Origin of the sequence: Kribbella yunnanensis (assembly GCF_039529655.1) — a bacterium.
GTDB classification, from domain to species: Bacteria; Actinomycetota; Actinomycetes; order Propionibacteriales; family Kribbellaceae; genus Kribbella; species Kribbella yunnanensis.
This window is the reverse complement of record NZ_BAAANF010000027.1, coordinates 38,979-54,185: the sequence shown is the minus strand read 5'-3', so window position 1 is coordinate 54,185 and position 15,207 is coordinate 38,979. Positions and strand designations below refer to the sequence as shown.

The window sequence follows — 15,207 nt, the reverse complement described above, 5'->3', positions numbered from 1 at the left end:
CCAGCATGATGAACACACTTCAGGCAGATGTCGCCGTGATCGGGTTCGGTAAAGGCGGCAAGATCGCTGCGGCCGCGCTGGGCCGGGCCGGCCGCCGGGTGGTCCTGATCGAACGCTCCGACAGCATGTACGGCGGCACCTGCCCGAACGTCGGTTGTGTCCCGACGAAGGCCCTGGTCCACCACTCGGGCCGGCGGCGGCCGGACGATTCGCCGCAGGAGTGGTTCGAGCACGCGATCGGCGAAGTGCAGCAGCTGACCTCGACCTTCCGGGCCGGTAACTACGACGCCCTGAACAACGCCGACACCATCACCGTCCTGACCGGTACGGCGTCCTTCGTCGACGACCACACGATTGCCGTTGGCAACGACGTACGGGTGGTCGCGGACACGATCCTGATCAACACCGGTTCCGAACCGGTGATCCCGGACATCCCCGGCTTGCGGGACAGCCCGCGGACCGTGACGAACGTCGATCTCGTCCACGGCACGCAGTTGCCGGGCCGGCTGGCGGTGATCGGTGGCGGCTATCTCGGGATCGAGTTCGCGTCGATCTACCGGCGGTTCGGTTCGCAGGTCACCGTGCTCGAGGCGTCGCCGCGGATCCTCGGCCAGGAGGACGACGACATCGCCGAGGCCGCGGCCGGCATCCTCGCCGGAGACGGCGTGGAGATCGTTACCGGCGCGAAGGTGCTGGAGATCCGCAACGAAGACACGGTCGTCTACGAGAAGAACGGCCGCGAGCACACGATCACGGTCGACGCGATCCTGGCGGCCACCGGTCGTACGCCGGCGACCGCGGAGCTGCGGTTGGACAACGCCGGCGTGCGGGTGTCGGAGCGCGGCGCGATCGAGGTCGACGAGTACCTGCGGACGAGTCGCCCGCACATCTTCGCGCTCGGTGACGTGAACGGCGGTCCGCAGTTCACCTACATCTCGCTGGACGACAGCCGGATCGTCCTGGACCAGCTCCTCGGTGCCGGCAAACGGTCCACGGCCGACCGCGTCGCCGTACCCAAGACGCTCTTCATGTCGCCGCCACTCGCCACCGTAGGCCTGACCGAGGCAGCCGCGCGCGCCGAGGGCCGCCCGTTCAAGGTGGCGAAGCAGAACGTCGCGGACATCATCGCGATGCCGCGCGCCTACATCGTCGAGGAGACGCGCGGCATGATGAAGTTCGTCATCGACGCCGACACCGACGAAATCCTCGGCGCCGGCCTCCTCAGCGTCGATGCCCAAGAGCTCATCAACACCGTCGCCCTAGCCATCCGCCACCGCATCACCGCCACCGAACTCCGCGAGTCCATCTACACCCACCCCTCGTCGACCGAGGCCTTCAACGACGTCCTTGCGATGTGATGCTGGTCGCAAGTAGTCACATCCATGCCGCGGCCGTGGTCTTACCTTCAGGAGCTCATGAAGGAGACTGCGATGCGGGTACGCGCGGAAAGCTGGATCCTGGCGGCCGCCTGCCGAAACGAGGACCCAGAGCTGTTCTTCCCCATCGGTACGACGGGCCCCTCGCTCCTGCAGGTCGAGGCAGCCAAGCGCGTCTGCGCCCGCTGCCCAGTCCGCCCCGACTGCCTGGAGTCCGCCCTCGGCTCAGGCCAAGACGCCGGCATCTGGGGCGGCCTCACCGAACTAGAACGCCGCGAACTGAAACACAGCCGAATCAGACGCAGCGGTTAGTGCTCGTGCACGTGGTCGACCGTTTCGCAGCCGTCGTTCGGGAGGTGTTCGTGGTCGGTGACCTCGATGTGCGTAGTACTCATGCCGCTTCCCCTTCGGAACAGGGGGCGGAACGAGTCCTAGCTTGCTCCCGGGGCGTGGCGGCGCACAATCACCGTCGTGTGTCGGATGGGTGTCACCCTGCGGCGGGCGAGGGCAGTCGCCCGCCGCAGGTTGTCAGGAGATGGTGATGAGGCGGGAGCCGTGGGCGGGGACTGAGTTGGCGGTCCAGGACTTGTTGGACTTGCCGAGGTTTTGGTGGGCTACCAGGTCGCGGATGGTGCGGTTGCCGTGGAGGCCTAGTTGCTGCCAGGTGACGGGGATGTCGGCGGTGGTATCGCCCAGGTTGTAGACGGCTACTGCGAGTTTGCCGTTGGGCAGGCGCTTCTTCCAGATCTGGAGGGTGCCGTCGGTGACTCGGGTCGGGATGACGCCGGCTTGGTCGACGGCGATCACCTCGCGGTTGGTCAGGATCGCGATGGCGCGGGGGTCGATGTTCGCGAGGTCGCCGCCGACGTACAGGGGTGAGGAGGCCATTGACCAGAACGTCATGACGGACTGGCGTTCGGTTTCGTTGATGCCGTCCTGGATGCCGACGCCGGAGTTGTTGTTGATCGGCATCGAGTCGAGGTCGGGCCAGTAGTTCGGGCGGACGACGTCGAGCCACTTGGGGAGGTCTTCCCAGCGGTTGTCGACCGAGCTGGTCCAGGTCGAGACAGTGTTGCAGTAGCACTCGACGTCGGTGTTGACGCGGACGCTGTTCGCCCACGGCTGTAGGCCTTCGCCGGCTTCGCGGGGGATCGGCCAGGCGCTGGCGGTCAGCCACATCTTGCGGCCGCTCTGGTCGATCGCCTTGGACCAGGCCTCGATGTCGGGGATGTTCTCCTTCAGGACGCCGTCGACCTTCACGAAATCCACACCCCACGACGCGAACCGCTGGGCGATCGAGTTGAAGTACGCCTGGGCGCACGGCTTGGTGAAGTCGATCTTCCAGTCCCCGCCCCACATGTTGGTCTTCACCAGCGGGTAGACGGTGATGTCCTGCGTGGTGCAGTTCGTGCCGAGGATCGGCGCGTTCTTGTCGTAGATCGCGGTCTGCAGCCCGGCGCCGCCGTACAGGCCGATCTTCAGGCCCTTGCTGTGCACGTAGCGGGCGAGGCTCGCGATGCCGTTCGGGAAGCGTTCGGGGTCGGCCTCAGGGATGCCGTTGGCATCGGTGCGGAACTCCCAGTTCCAGTTGGCGTTCCAGCCGGCGTCGAGGTTGATGTTGGTGTAGCCGGATCCCCGGAGGTTCTTCGCCATCGAGTCGGCGGCGGACTTCACATTCGCCTCGGTCAGCCACTTGGTGCCGTAGGCGGGGTTGTTCGACGACTGCACACTCCAGCTGCTCCAGCCCATGAACGGCTTGACGCTGAAGTCGCTCTTCGCCTGGGCAGGCACGATCGCCGCGGCGATCAGGACCGGTACGGCGGTCGCCAGCGCGACTGTACGGCGGAGAAAACTGGACACGGCAAACGCCTTTCGTCGCAGGGACTCCCGGTACCGTACGAGCGTTACTTCACCACGTCAAGAATCTAGCCGGGCATGGATGACCGCCCGGTGGGCACCGGCGAGGCTTACCGACCCGCGAAGGAGCGAGTGATGAGCGTCGGAGACAAGATGAAGAACGCTGCCGAAGCCGCCAAGGGCAAGCTGAAGAAGGAGACCGGGGACGCGACCGACAACCGCGACCTGCAGGCCGAAGGCCAGGCGGAGAAGACGACCGCCGACCTCAAGCAGGCCGGCGAGAAGGCCAAGGACGCCTTCAAGGACTGAGGTCTGCGCAGCGCCGGTCCTCCCTTGGGGGTGAGGACCGGCGTGGTAAGCATGAGGCGTGGACGCGATCGTGGTGACTTCGGGCGGACAGGTCAAAGGCCGGACAGATGGCGAGGTGACCGCGTTCCTCGGGATTCCGTACGCGGCCGCGCCGGTGGGGGAGAAGGCCTATCAGGCCCCCGAACCGGTCAGGTGGGACGGCGTGCGGGACGCAACCGCGCTGGGTGCGACGGCGCCGCAGCCCGGCTACGAGCCGCCGTACGACGGCCTACTATCGAACCCGGTCATCCCCGGAGCGGACGTCCTCAACGTGAACGTGTGGACCCCGGGTGGCAGCGGGCTTCCGGTGCTGGTGTGGTTCCACGGTGGCGCGTTTCGCAACGGGTCCAACGCAGTGCCTGAGTACGACGGTACGGCGTTCGCCCGCGACGGCGTGATCCTGGTCAGCGTCAATTACCGCCTGGGGATCCAGGGATTCGGCGTGATCCCGGGATCGCCGAGCAACCGCGGACTGCTCGACCAGGTCGCGGCGCTGAAATGGGTCCAGGAGAACATCGCCGCCTTCGGTGGTGACCCCGACCGGGTGACGATCGCGGGTGAATCGGCCGGCGGGATGAGCGTCGCCACGCTGATGTCGATCCCGGCCGCGAAGGGCCTCTTCCGCCGAGCCGTCGTACAGAGCGGATCGGCACGTGTGGCCGCGCTGGCCGAGGACGCCGGTTCGGTCGCCGCCGAGGTCGCCAAGCGGCTCGGCGTCGAGTGGTCGGCCGCGGGCCTCGCCTCGGTAAGCCTCGACGACCTGCTCGAAGCACAACGCAGGGTCGCGATCGAGATGCGCACCAAGCCCGACCCGACCCGCTGGGGTGTGTCCACGATCGCCGTCGGCGGCGGGATCATGCCGGTCATGCCGGTGATCGACAACGAGCTGATCTTCGACGTACCGATCACCGCGATCGCGGCCGGTGCCGCTGAGGGAATCGACCTCCTGGCCGGCTACACGAGTGACGAGTTCAGCTTCTTCACCGTCCCGTCCGGCCTCGCCGCCGCGGTGACCGCCGAGGCTCTGCCCCATGCGCTCGCCGGGATGGGCATTCCGCCGCAGATCACCGCGGCGTACGTCGCCAATCGCCCCGAGCAGTCGCCGGGCGAGGTGCTCTCCAGCGTGGCCACCGACTCCGTCTTCACGATTCCCACGATCCAGCTGGCGACTGCGCAGCGGCCGCACGGGACGCCGTACCTGTATGAGTTTGCGTGGAAGTCGCCGCTCGATGGGCTCGGTGCCTGCCACTCGCTGGAGCTGGCGTTCATGTTCGACACCCTCGGCACCGCGACCTCCCCGCTGTACGGCGGTGTCGCGCCTCAGGAACTCGCCGACGAGATGCACGCCGTCTGGGTCACGTTCGCCACCACCGGCGACCCCGGTTGGCCGTCGTACGACACCGCCACCCGCCCGGTGATGACCTTCGACCACCCCACCTCGACCCTCAAGGCAGCGCCCCGAGCCGCCGAGCTAGCGGTCTGGGGCGTCTGATGTCTTTGGAAACGGCCGACTGGCGACGGCATGTGTTTGCCCTCTACGAAGAGAGTTCGCGCGCAAAGCGACCCGGCGCAGGCTCACAAGATCTGGCGCACCGGCCGCGACGAGCTCCTGAAGACGCATCCCGCATCGCCGGTCGAGGACCGATCGACGTACGAAGGCCCTGAGATCGGTGCCTACCGCGCCGACCTCCGCTTCGACGTCACCATCGACCAAGACGTCGAGTCGGTCCGCTGGGAGGTTCCCTCGGCAACCGACGGCGTCATCCCGTTCAGCCGCGTCGGCGTCGCACACCTACCGGGAGTCGGCGACCTCGACGTCTGGTGGCTCGAGTCGTACGGCGGCGGCCTGTTCGTCCCCGTCAAGGACGCTCTCGCCGGCAAACAAACGTATGGAGGCGGTCGCTACCTCATCGACACTGTGAAGGGCGCCGACCTCGGCGGTGACTTGACCGCCGGAACCCTCACCCTCGACCTCAACTTCACCTACAACCCGTCCTGCGCCTACAGCCCCCGCTGGACCTGCCCGCTCGCCCCGAAGACCAACACCGTCCCGGTCGAACTCCCGGTCGGCGAGCTCACACCTCGGCCCTAGAGCGTGGTGCCCGCACTTTGGTGAACTGCAGATTCCCCGCTGGCATCATCCACGTCATCACCGTGACGGCCAGCCGCCCAGCCAGTACGGCGGGGTCGGCGGAGGCGTGTGCGCGGGCCGTCTCCTGATCCACCGACCAGATCGAAAACCCGCGGAACTGCGGATCGTCCTGGTCGGTGAACGGCCCCCGCGCCAGGATGATCCCGCGATCCTGCAGCTCGGCGCCGTGCGCGAGGTGCCGGTCCTGCAACTCACCGGCCTCGGCCTCACTCATCACCGGCGCGTCTGCCCTTAACCTCAGCATCGTCACCGTGTACTGGTCGAACTCCATGGCCCGACGCTACTGCTCGCCGGGTGCGAATAGGGAGTGGGTACTACGGTTGTAGGCAATGCGTGAGGAGATCTGATGAAGGTTGATTCGTGATCGGCCGGGTAGAGCGGGCGATGACTCGCCCTGTGGACGCCAGCGGCCCTTTTGTTTGTACGTGGTCCGCGGTCGGCGGGTGCGTGGTGGTGAAGGTCGCCGGGACGGTCGACGAGTCAACGGCGGTCGCCTTCGCCGATGAACTTCGACGCGTGATCACGACCAAGGCCTCGACCGTCGTCGTCGACGTACGGCGGGTGCGCGAACTCGATCCCGCTGGTGTCGACGTACTGGTCGCGGCCGAGGCGTTGGCATCCGAACACGACGGCTGGTTACGAGTGGCCGGTGGGCAGCCGTGGTTGCACGAGCTGCTCGAACCGCACCAGCTCAGGCTCTACCCCGAGCTGGTGCAAGCACTCCCGTCGTACCGGCCCGCTCCCTAGCTGAGCGCGTCGGTCAGCAGCGAGACGAGGGCTTCGAGCTGGACGTCGGCCGACGAGCCGACCTCTTCGTCGGAGCCATCGAGAGCCTTCGCCGCGAGGCCGGCCTTGGAGTCGATCAGGTCGGCAATGCGAGTGTCGATGGTCTGCGCGGCGATGATCCGCCACGCGGTGACCGGCATGTCCTGTCCGATCCGGTGCACCCGGTCGATCGCCTGGGTCTGCTCGGCGTTCGTCCAGGACAGCTCGGCCAGTACGACGTTCGACGCGACCTGCAGGTTGAGTCCGACACCGGCCGCCAGCAGTGAGCAGACCGCGACCGAAACCTCGGGGTCGTTGGTGAAGGCGTCGATGTTCTTCTGCCGCTTGCTGGACGTCTGGTCGCCGCGGATCGAGGCGAACTTGATCCCGCGCTCGGCGAACAGCGCCTCGGCAGTGTCCATCGCCTCGATGTGGCGGGCGAAGAAGACGACCTTGCCGACGCTCTGGGCGAGCTGCGCGGCGTAGTCGGCGGCCAGCCCGGCCTTGGCCAGACCGATCCGGCGAACCAAGGAGAACACGTTCTCGCCGGTCTTCTTGTTGTCCATCTCCTGGCGTTCCCAGCCGGCGACGCGACGGACCAGCTCGTGGTCGATGCCCTCGACCGTGACACCGGACGTACGCGTCTCCAGCGCGGTGTTGTACCGCTGGACCAAGCGCTCGGCGAGCTCACGCTCGGCCTCGCGAATCGAACGCCCGACAGCACCGTCGAGCTCGACCGGCAGGTCGGCGATCCGGCGGGCCGGGATGTCGGCGGCGACGTCGACCTTGCGGCGCCGGACGATGCCCATGTTGATCACGGCCGACCGGGCGGCTGCGTAGAAGCCCGGGTCGGCGGGGACGAGCTCGGTGTCCTCGAGCGACTCCATCAGGTCCGCGCGCGGGCCCTTCTCGTCGATCCAGCCGAGGAACTGCCAGATCGCGGTGAAGTCCTCGATCGAGTTGATCAGCGGCGTACCGGTCAGGGCCATCAGCAGCGGCCGCGTGGTCCGGGTGCGGATCCGCTCCGACAGCTCGAGCACGTTCCGGGAGCGCTGGGACTTCTTGTTCTTGATGAAGTGCGCCTCGTCGACGACCATGCCGCGGAACCCGAGGTCGCCGAGCCAGCCGACGTGCCGGTCGAGCACCTCGTAGTTGACCACGACGATATCGGCGAAGCCGTCGATCGAGTCGCCGTCACCGTGAATGACGGTCGCCTTCTTCTGCGGCGTCCAGATATCGGCCTCACGGGCCCAGTTGGTCTTGACGACGTTCGGTACGACGACGAGCAGCGGATACGCGTTCGCCGCCTTGGCCGCGAGCAAGGCCTGGGCGGTCTTGCCGAGACCGGGCTCGTCGGCGAGCAGGAAACTGCGGTGACCGGCGGCCGCCGAGGCGATCAGGCGGGCCTGGTGCGGCATCAGCTCCTGACCGGCGGCGATCCGCAGATCGGCCGGCTCGGGCAACGGCATGCTCGCGGAAGCAGCGGCGTACTCGAAGGAGCGAAGCAGGGGAGTGATCAGCTCCCAGCCCGCGAGCCGGCGGGCGCGAACCGGCCGGGAGACCGGAGCCGCGCTGAAGTCAGGCGCAAGGAACGGGTTCGCGAGCTGCCTGGCGACGACAGTCTTCGGTACGACGCGGCGCGCGGCGGGCTCAGGCGCAGTCTCCGGCTCCGGGGCGGGCGGCTCCTCAGGAGTCTCCATCCCGGCCGCGGTCAGCATCTCGCGGCGCAGGGCCGCGGCGGACTCGGAGATCACGGTGTCCTCGGCGAGCAGCTGTAGCAGCGCGGGCTCGAGGGCAGCCGTCTTGGCCAGAATCGTGGCCACACCGTCGAGGCGGCGCAGCTGCTCGGCCCGGTGGGCGTCGGTGGCCGCGGCGTCGGCGTTCACCCGGGCGCGCTCCTCGCGGACGAGCAGCGCGACGACCTGGAATTTCGTCCGGGTCGACGGCTTGATCGCGGCCCGCTCAACAGCGCCCTCGACCTCGCGGACGGCCTTCGCCAGGACCGGGATCAGGCCCTCGGCGTCCTTGGCCGGGCGGCGCCGGCGGTTGCCCGCCGCGCCACCGTTGGACCCGCCACTCGAGGCACGGCCGCCGCCGGAACTCTGCTTCCGGGCGTCACCGGACTGCCGGCGGGTATCGCCGGCGTCGCGCCGGGTGTCGCCGGATTGCCGGCGGCCGGAGCCGCTGGCGGCCCCGGACTGGCGCTGACCTCGTCGGGCCAAGGGTCCTCCTCTGTCGTGCCACGGACCACTGTCCAAGGCGAACACGGCACCGCGCGTCACTACGCCGACGGCGACACGTCGCACAGCGGCCCGGTGCGGGCCACCCCCAGGAGCGCGGAACCGGCGCTCCGGCCAGCGATCGAGATCGTGGATTCCGGCGGAACTGACGGCGCTACGCCGATCGATGCGCAGCCGATCACCGTACGGTTCGGCCACAGTCCGGCCGACGACGGAGACGATCGGCCCAGAAAGGCGATGCCGATGTTCGGTGTTGCCAGAATACTACGCTCGGTCCCCGGTCAGGTCACCCACCGGACCCCCATCCCGCACCGGCGATTCTCATTTCACTCCGTCAGACCAGCAGGCTGCGGTCGAGGGGTGCTGAGGAGTCGGCGCCGAAGTCGAGGCCTGACGGCTTGGCGCCGGAGCGCACGATCAGGTCGCCGACGGCTGCGATCATGGCGCCGTTGTCGGTACAGAGTCTGGGGGCAGGAACACGGAGCGTGATACCCGCCGCTCCGCAACGCGTCTCGGCGACCGCACGGAGCCGGGCGTTCGCGGCGACGCCACCGACGATCAGTAGGGTGTCGATGCCATGGTCGCGGCAGGCTGCGACCGCTTTGGTGACCAGAACGTCGACCACCGCCTCCTGGAACGACGACGCCACGTCCTCCGCCCGCATCGGCGCTCCCGTGCGCCTGGCGAGCTGGACATGCCGGGCGACCGCGGACTTGAGGCCCGAGAAGGAGAACGCGTACCGATGGCGCTCGCTCACCTTTCCCAGCAACGGCCGCGGCAGGTCCACCGCGGTCGGGTCGCCGGATTCTGCGGCGCGCTGGATCGACGGACCGCCCGGATAGGGCAGTTCCAGCAGCCTGGCCACCTTGTCGAAGGCCTCACCGGCCGCGTCGTCGAGGGTGTCGCCCAGGTGCACGATCGGGTCGGTCGCGAGATCTTTGAGCATCAGCAGCGAGGAGTGACCGCCGGACACGATCAGCGCGATCGAGCGCTCCGGCAGCGGGCCGTGTTCGAGCGTGTCCGCGGCAACGTGGCCGGCCACGTGATGGACGGCGTACAGGGGTTTGCCGAGGGCGAGCGCCCAGGCCTTGGCCGCGGACACGCCGACATGCAGCGAGCTGGCCAGACCGGGGCCGGACGTGACCGCGATCGCGTCGACCTGGTCGAGGCTGAGGTCCGCGTTGGTGAGCGCCTGGCGCAGGACGCTGTTGACCGACTCCAGGTGAGCTCGGGCAGCAACCTCGGGTACGACGCCGCCGTACCGAATGTGCTCGTCCATGCTCGACGCGAGGGCCTGGCCGAGGAGGATGCCGTCGGCGACGATTCCGACGCCGGTCTCGTCGCAGGACGTCTCGAGTCCGAGGGTGACGCTCATAGCTGGAGGATAGCTTCCATCTGCGATCCGGTCGCAGGTAAGGTCAACGCCGATGAGCGCTGAGCCGGCCCCGGAGCCCACCCCTGTCGCCAAACGTCAACCGGCGTGGCTCGAGTCACGGCTGGCGGGGTTGTTGCGGATTGTGATTCAGCGTGGGGTGCTGAAGCCGTTGGTGCGGTACCTGGTCCGGGTGCAGGTGGTCGGTCGTCCGGCGGTGAGCGGGCCGATGGTGGTGGTGGCTAACCACTCGAGCCATCTGGATGCGCCGCTGATGGTGACGTTCCTCCCACTCGCGCTCACTCGGCGGCTGGCCGTGGGCGCGGCGGCTGACTACTTCTTCGACAGTAAGAAGCGGGCGATTCTGACCGGGCTCGTCTTCAACGCGTTCCCGATCGACCGGGGCAAGAACAAGCCGATGCGCGGTACGTCGGGCCGGCTGCTGGACGACGGTTTCAGCCTGCTCGTGTTCCCGGAGGGAACGCGCTCTCGCGACGGTCTGATGGGTGATTTCCAGCTCGGAGCAGCCGCGCTGTGCGTGAGCAAAGGGGTGCCCTGTCTCCCGATCGGCATCACCGGCGCATACGATGCGATGCCGCGGGGCCGGAACTGGCCACGGCCGGGACGGCTCCCGGTCCGGTTCGCGATCGGCGACCCGCTGACTCCCGGACCGGGGGAGTCCGTGCCTGCGTTCGCCGCCCGGATGCAGGCCGCAGTGACCGCTCTTCACGACCAAGGAGTTCGCGATGCCGGCTGACAAGCCGTTCCGTTTCACGGTGCAGTGTTCCTCGCCGAACGAGGTGACCGCGGCCTCCTGGTCCGCGCTGGCCCGCAAGGTCGAGGACCTCGGCTACTACAGCCTCACCGTGTCCGACCACCTGGACGAGCAGATCGCCCCGATCGCCGCCCTGATGGCCGCCGCGAACGCGACCAGCACGTTGCGGATCGGGTCGATGCTGTTCTGCAACGACTACCGGCACCCCGTCGTGCTCGCCAAGGAGGCCGCGACGCTGGACGCGCTCTCCGGTGGGCGGTTCGACCTCGGGCTCGGCGCGGGCTGGCTGCACACCGACTACGAGCGGGCCGGCATCCAGCTCGACTCGCCGGGGGTGCGGATCGACCGGCTCGAGGAGGCGCTCGCCGTGCTCAAGGGGTTGTTCGCGGAGAAGCCGTGCCACTTCGAGGGCAAGCACTACCAGGTGCGCGGTCTCGAAGGGACGCCGAAGCCGGTGCAGCGCCCGTACCCGCCGATCGTGATCGGTGGCGGTGGCAAGCGCGTGCTGTCCCTGGCTGGGCGCGAGGCCGACGTGGTCGCGATCAACATGAACATGCAGAAGGGCCTGATCGACGCCTCGGTCGGCCCGAACGCGACCGTCGACGCCACCCACCAGAAGATCGCCTGGATCCGCGAGGCCGCGGGAGAGCGCTTCACCGACCTGATCCTGCAGTCCCGCATTCACCTCGCGCTGCCCGGGACCGACCGGACCGAGATGGCCAACAACCTGGCCGCCGGTTTCGGGCTGACTCCCGACCAGGCGCTCGGTACGCCGCACGCCCTGTTCGGTTCGGTCGACGAGATCGTCGAGGACCTGCAGGTACGGCGGGAACTGTTCGGCATCTCGTCGATCGGAATCGCCGTCGACGCGCTGGACTCGATGGCCCCCGTCGTCGCCAAACTCGCCGGCTCCTGACTGTTCTGAGAGGACATGACCATGACTGTGCAGCACATGAAGTGGTGGGGCTGGGGCGTCGACGGCGTCGCGTTCTCGCACGACGACAAGCCTTCGCTGGCGCCCTTCGTCCAGAAGGTCATCGACGTCGACCTGAACGCTCCGGCCGTGGCGCCGCTGGCGTTCGAGGAGCTCGACGTACCGAAGTCGCAGCTGACGGAAGATCTTGAGAAAGCGCTCTCTGGCGTTCTCGGCGCCGAGTACGTCGTCAGCACCGACCTGGACCGCGTTGTGCATGCCTTCGGCAAGAGCCTGCGCGACCTGGTCCGGATCCGCGCGAGCGACCTGCGGCGGATCCCCGACGTGGTCGTGTACCCGGCCGACGAGGAGCAGATCGTCGCCGTACTGGACGCGGTCGTGGCGGCGGACGCCGTACTGATCCCGTTCGGTGGCGGCAGCAACATCGCCGGCAGCCTGGAGGCGCCGGCTGACGAGACGCGCCAGGTGGTGTCGCTCGACCTGGGCCGGCTGAACAAGGTGCTGTCGATCGATGAGGAGTCCGGGCTGGCGCAGATCCAGGCCGGTGCCCTCGGCCCCGATCTCGAGAAGCAGCTCGGTGAACGCGGCTGGACGCTCGGCCACTTCCCGGACAGCTTCACCCACAGCTCGCTCGGCGGCTGGATCGCGACGCGTTCGTCCGGCATGCAGTCCGACAAGTACGGCGATATCGCGGACATCACCAAGGCGTTGCGCGTCGTCCAGCCGGGCCGGACGCTGGCGACCCGCGCGGTGCCGGTCACCTCGACCGGTCCGAGTGTGCGCGAGATGATCCTGGGCAGCGAAGGCCGTCTCGGTGTCATCACCGAAGCGACCGTCCAGGTGCATCGCAAGCCGGCCAAGCGGGTTGTGCTCGGCTACTTCTTCCCGGACTGGAAGCGTGGCGTGGCGGCGATGCGGGCGATCGCGGCGAGCGACGCAGCGCCGTCGATCACCCGGATCTCGGATGCTCGCGAGACGTCGTTCTCGTTCGCGACTCGCAAGACCAGCAAGGGTTTCTCGAAGTTCATGAGCTCGGCGCTGGTCGCCGTACTCAAGAAGCGAGGCTGGGATCTCGAGCAGATGTGCCTGTCGTTCATCGGGTACGAAGGCAGCGAGGAGCACGTCGCGCGGCAGCGCAAGCTGGTCAAGAAGATCGTTTCGGATCACGGCGGTATCGGGGTCGGAGAGGGCCCGGGAGCGCTCTACGACCAGAAGAAGTTCGACACGCCGTACATCCGCGACTTCTTGCTCGACCGCGGGGCGCTGGCCGATGTGTCGGAGACGTCGGCTGCTTGGTCGAAGCTGATGCCGCTCTACGACACGACGGTTGAGCGGGCCAACAAGGCGTTCGCGCAGCTCGGCGTGAAGGGGTGGATCATGTGCCACCTCTCGCACTCGTACCACAGCGGTGCCTGCCTGTACTTCACGTTCGCGTTCAAGGCGGGCGAGGGCGACCCGATCGCGCAGTACGACGTGGTGAAGTCGGCCGTGCAGCAGGCGTTCATCGACTCGGCCGGCACGTTGTCGCACCACCACGCGGTTGGCACGGAACACTCGCGCTGGCTGGGCGACGACATCTCCGAGGCCGGCGTGCAGATGGTCAGCGGCATCTTCAGCGTCGTCGACCCGGGCCGCAACCTCAACCCGGGCAAGATCGTTCAGTAGCTATCGGGCCATGGCGGTGGCGAGCAGGAACCACGCGGTGTGCGGGATCCACTGCTCCGCCCACCGCCACTCGTCACCGTCCGGCGCATCGGGCGGGAGGAACGCGACGTCCTGCTCGTCGGTGAAGCCGGCGGTGATCCCGTTGACGATCCCGCCAGGGAAGTTCGGGAAGTCCGACGCGTAGTCAGGGTTGTTGCGCCCCCGCCCCTGCAACATGCACACGTCGAACGGATTCCGCCCGACGATCCACGCCAGCTGATCGTCGGCGAAGGTGACAAGCCGCTTGGCGTCGTGATTCAGGTGGCGGGCGCAGGCGGTGGCGGCTGCCGCGAGGGAGGCGATGGCGGCGTTCTCGCCTTGCCACCAGTAGCCGGTCTCGTTGGCGTGCGGGAAGAAGAAGGACTCGCGGGGTGACTCGTCGAGTGGTTGGACGAGCGTGCGCGGGTAGCCGAACGGGTTGGGGACCGAGTCGGTGCGCTGGACGATGTCGAGCATCGCCCGGAGAGCGGTCTCGCGTGCCGCATCCGCTTCGGGAGCATCCGGCAGTACGTCGGCGAACCGCAGCAGAGCGAGGATCGGCAGACCAGGCTCAGCCGCATGAAAGAACGGCCGCCCCGCCTCGTCCGCCCTGAACCAGCCTGGTCCCCGGGCAGGTTCGACGTACCGGGCGACGAGTGCTGCGGCCCTGCGTCGTGCTGCCTCAGCAGCCTCGGCTCCGGCGGCGACCAGTTCGGTGGCGGCGAGGAGGGCTGTGTAGTCGTCCAGTACGGATTCGGTTCCGTCGAAGAGGTATTCCAGGTTGTGTTTCTCGAGGTGCGCGAACGCCTCCTGTGCGACCTTGAGGTATTCGGCTCGGGTGAACTCGCCGTCGTCGTCCACGGTCGACGCTCGGGCGAGGGCTGCGATTGCGAGTCCGCCGCCTTGGCGGTAGCCCGCTTGGTACCGGCTCGTGCGCACGCTGTTCTGCAGGGGAGCTGTGACGACCCGCTCCTCGAGGTCCTTCGTGAGGGCGTCGAAAATGCCCGTGTAGAAGTACCCTTCCGGCGACCGGAACCGCATCAGGAAGTCCGCGCCCCACAACGCCTCGTCGCGCAGCCGCGCGCTCAGCATCCGCTCCAATCCCGGGTGCAATGAGTCCCGCGCGGCCAGCATTGCCCATGCACACAAGGGGATCTGCTGCGGACTCATCGTCGACGTGTACGTGAGATGCGACAGGAACTTGCTCGTGTCCCCGCTGGCATCCAGCCACCCGCCGCGTGCATCGACCGTCGTACCGGAGTCGCCCCACAATCGAGCCGCCCGATCCTTGCGGTCGATCTCACCGCTCGACCGCATTGCCTTGAAGTACGCCAGCACGTCCGACATCGTCTGCCGCTGCAACCGCTCCGGTCCGACCGTGAACGGCGGCGAATCCGTCCGGCCGCCCTCGAACAGGACACTGACGACGTACGTGCCCTCGGCAAGGTCATCCGGCAGCGGGATCCGCGCGTACGGGCCGCTGCCCCACCCCGGCACCTCCTCGATCGGCCCCGGCGTCAGCTCGACGGACATCCCCCGACCGGCGAGAGTCGCGCTCACAATCGGATGGGAGCTCACGACCACCACCGACTTGCTCGACCCGCTGCCGAAGCCCAGATGCGGCACGAGCACCCTCGGTATGACGCCGTCCCACGCGATCACCCGCACACCACCCCTCGTCGTCGGACCTCCATCCAACAGGAAC

14 protein-coding genes are annotated in these 15,207 nt (G+C 68.0%); 9 read left to right on the top strand and 5 right to left on the bottom strand.

The features are described 5' to 3' along the window. Positions 1–5 precede the first annotated feature (5 nt). Both ABD231_RS37790 and ABD231_RS37785 read left to right on the top strand, forming a co-directional pair. Positions 6–1,358, top strand: a complete 1,353-nt coding sequence (locus tag ABD231_RS37790; protein ID WP_344163713.1) for an FAD-dependent oxidoreductase — start codon at positions 6–8, stop codon at positions 1,356–1,358. Positions 1,359–1,430: 72 nt separating this feature from the next. Then, complete coding sequence (locus tag ABD231_RS37785; protein ID WP_344163711.1) at positions 1,431–1,688, top strand: WhiB family transcriptional regulator; 258 nt, start codon at positions 1,431–1,433, stop codon at positions 1,686–1,688. Between the two features lie 216 nt (positions 1,689–1,904). On the opposite strand, the gene ABD231_RS37780 is transcribed toward ABD231_RS37785, so the two are convergent. Next, positions 1,905–3,236 (bottom strand): glycoside hydrolase family 27 protein, encoded by a 1,332-nt coding sequence (locus ABD231_RS37780; RefSeq protein ID WP_344163708.1) that lies wholly within the window; start codon positions 3,234–3,236, stop codon positions 1,905–1,907. 132 nt (positions 3,237–3,368) lie between these two features. Between ABD231_RS37780 and ABD231_RS37775 the strand changes: the two genes are divergently transcribed. Genes ABD231_RS37775 through ABD231_RS37765 form a run of 3 tightly spaced genes read left to right on the top strand, consistent with a single transcriptional unit; the run spans position 3,369 to position 5,673 of the window. Then, positions 3,369–3,542, top strand: coding sequence for a CsbD family protein (locus tag ABD231_RS37775; protein WP_344163705.1), 174 nt, complete (start codon positions 3,369–3,371; stop codon positions 3,540–3,542). A gap of 58 nt (positions 3,543–3,600) precedes the next feature. After that, entirely contained in the window at positions 3,601–5,073 is a 1,473-nt protein-coding gene (locus tag ABD231_RS37770; RefSeq protein ID WP_344163702.1) for a carboxylesterase/lipase family protein, read from the top strand. Positions 5,074–5,103: 30 nt separating this feature from the next. Continuing rightward, a complete protein-coding gene (locus ABD231_RS37765; RefSeq protein WP_344163699.1) occupies positions 5,104–5,673 on the top strand; it encodes a DUF1684 domain-containing protein in 570 nt (189 codons plus the stop codon). Here the strand turns inward: ABD231_RS37765 and ABD231_RS37760 are convergent. Then, positions 5,657–6,004: a YciI family protein gene (locus ABD231_RS37760; RefSeq protein ID WP_344163696.1), complete on the bottom strand. Its 348-nt coding sequence runs from the start codon at positions 6,002–6,004 to the stop codon at positions 5,657–5,659. The genes ABD231_RS37765 and ABD231_RS37760 overlap by 17 nt on opposite strands. A 113-nt stretch (positions 6,005–6,117) precedes the next feature. On the opposite strand from ABD231_RS37760, the gene ABD231_RS37755 reads away from it, so the two are divergent. Continuing rightward, a complete protein-coding gene (locus tag ABD231_RS37755) occupies positions 6,118–6,480 on the top strand; it encodes an STAS domain-containing protein (RefSeq protein WP_344163693.1) in 363 nt (120 codons plus the stop codon). On the opposite strand, the gene ABD231_RS37750 is transcribed toward ABD231_RS37755, so the two are convergent. Beyond that, the gene (locus tag ABD231_RS37750) at positions 6,477–8,720 is read right to left on the bottom strand and encodes a DEAD/DEAH box helicase (protein WP_344163690.1); all 2,244 of its coding nucleotides are present in this window, start codon (positions 8,718–8,720) and stop codon (positions 6,477–6,479) included. The genes ABD231_RS37755 and ABD231_RS37750 overlap by 4 nt on opposite strands. Before the next feature lie 352 nt (positions 8,721–9,072). Then, positions 9,073–10,113, bottom strand: a complete 1,041-nt coding sequence (tsaD, locus tag ABD231_RS37745) for a tRNA (adenosine(37)-N6)-threonylcarbamoyltransferase complex transferase subunit TsaD (protein ID WP_344163687.1) — start codon at positions 10,111–10,113, stop codon at positions 9,073–9,075. 52 nt (positions 10,114–10,165) lie between these two features. On the opposite strand from tsaD, the gene ABD231_RS37740 reads away from it, so the two are divergent. The 3 genes from ABD231_RS37740 to ABD231_RS37730 are packed head-to-tail and all read left to right on the top strand — an operon-like array spanning position 10,166 to position 13,484. Further along, complete coding sequence (locus ABD231_RS37740; protein ID WP_344163684.1) at positions 10,166–10,867, top strand: lysophospholipid acyltransferase family protein; 702 nt, start codon at positions 10,166–10,168, stop codon at positions 10,865–10,867. Beyond that, on the top strand, positions 10,857–11,801 hold the full coding sequence (locus ABD231_RS37735; RefSeq protein ID WP_344163681.1) for a TIGR03621 family F420-dependent LLM class oxidoreductase: 945 nt from the start codon (positions 10,857–10,859) through the stop codon (positions 11,799–11,801). Before ABD231_RS37740 ends, ABD231_RS37735 begins: the two co-directional genes overlap by 11 nt. Before the next feature lie 21 nt (positions 11,802–11,822). Next, complete coding sequence (locus ABD231_RS37730; protein WP_344163678.1) at positions 11,823–13,484, top strand: FAD-binding oxidoreductase; 1,662 nt, start codon at positions 11,823–11,825, stop codon at positions 13,482–13,484. On the opposite strand, the gene ABD231_RS42290 is transcribed toward ABD231_RS37730, so the two are convergent. After that, complete coding sequence (locus tag ABD231_RS42290) at positions 13,485–14,849, bottom strand: glycoside hydrolase family 9 protein (protein WP_425554247.1); 1,365 nt, start codon at positions 14,847–14,849, stop codon at positions 13,485–13,487. Between the last annotated feature and the right edge of the window lie 358 nt (positions 14,850–15,207).

Excerpts from the sequence above, each read along its gene's own strand:
- ABD231_RS37790 (WP_344163713.1), top strand. The coding sequence starts at position 6 with ATGATGAACACACTTCAGGCAGATGTCGCCGTGATCGGGTTCGGTAAA.
- ABD231_RS37785 (WP_344163711.1), top strand. The coding sequence starts at position 1,431 with ATGCGGGTACGCGCGGAAAGCTGGATCCTGGCGGCCGCCTGCCGAAAC.
- ABD231_RS37775 (WP_344163705.1), top strand. The coding sequence starts at position 3,369 with ATGAGCGTCGGAGACAAGATGAAGAACGCTGCCGAAGCCGCCAAGGGC.
- ABD231_RS37765 (WP_344163699.1), top strand. The coding sequence starts at position 5,104 with ATGTGTTTGCCCTCTACGAAGAGAGTTCGCGCGCAAAGCGACCCGGCG.
- ABD231_RS37760 (WP_344163696.1), bottom strand. The coding sequence starts at position 6,004 with ATGGAGTTCGACCAGTACACGGTGACGATGCTGAGGTTAAGGGCAGAC.
- ABD231_RS37755 (WP_344163693.1), top strand. The coding sequence starts at position 6,118 with ATGACTCGCCCTGTGGACGCCAGCGGCCCTTTTGTTTGTACGTGGTCC.
- tsaD (WP_344163687.1), bottom strand. The coding sequence starts at position 10,113 with ATGAGCGTCACCCTCGGACTCGAGACGTCCTGCGACGAGACCGGCGTC.
- ABD231_RS37740 (WP_344163684.1), top strand. The coding sequence starts at position 10,166 with ATGAGCGCTGAGCCGGCCCCGGAGCCCACCCCTGTCGCCAAACGTCAA.
- ABD231_RS37735 (WP_344163681.1), top strand. The coding sequence starts at position 10,857 with ATGCCGGCTGACAAGCCGTTCCGTTTCACGGTGCAGTGTTCCTCGCCG.
- ABD231_RS37730 (WP_344163678.1), top strand. The coding sequence starts at position 11,823 with ATGACTGTGCAGCACATGAAGTGGTGGGGCTGGGGCGTCGACGGCGTC.
- ABD231_RS42290 (WP_425554247.1), bottom strand. The coding sequence starts at position 14,849 with ATGTCGGACGTGCTGGCGTACTTCAAGGCAATGCGGTCGAGCGGTGAG.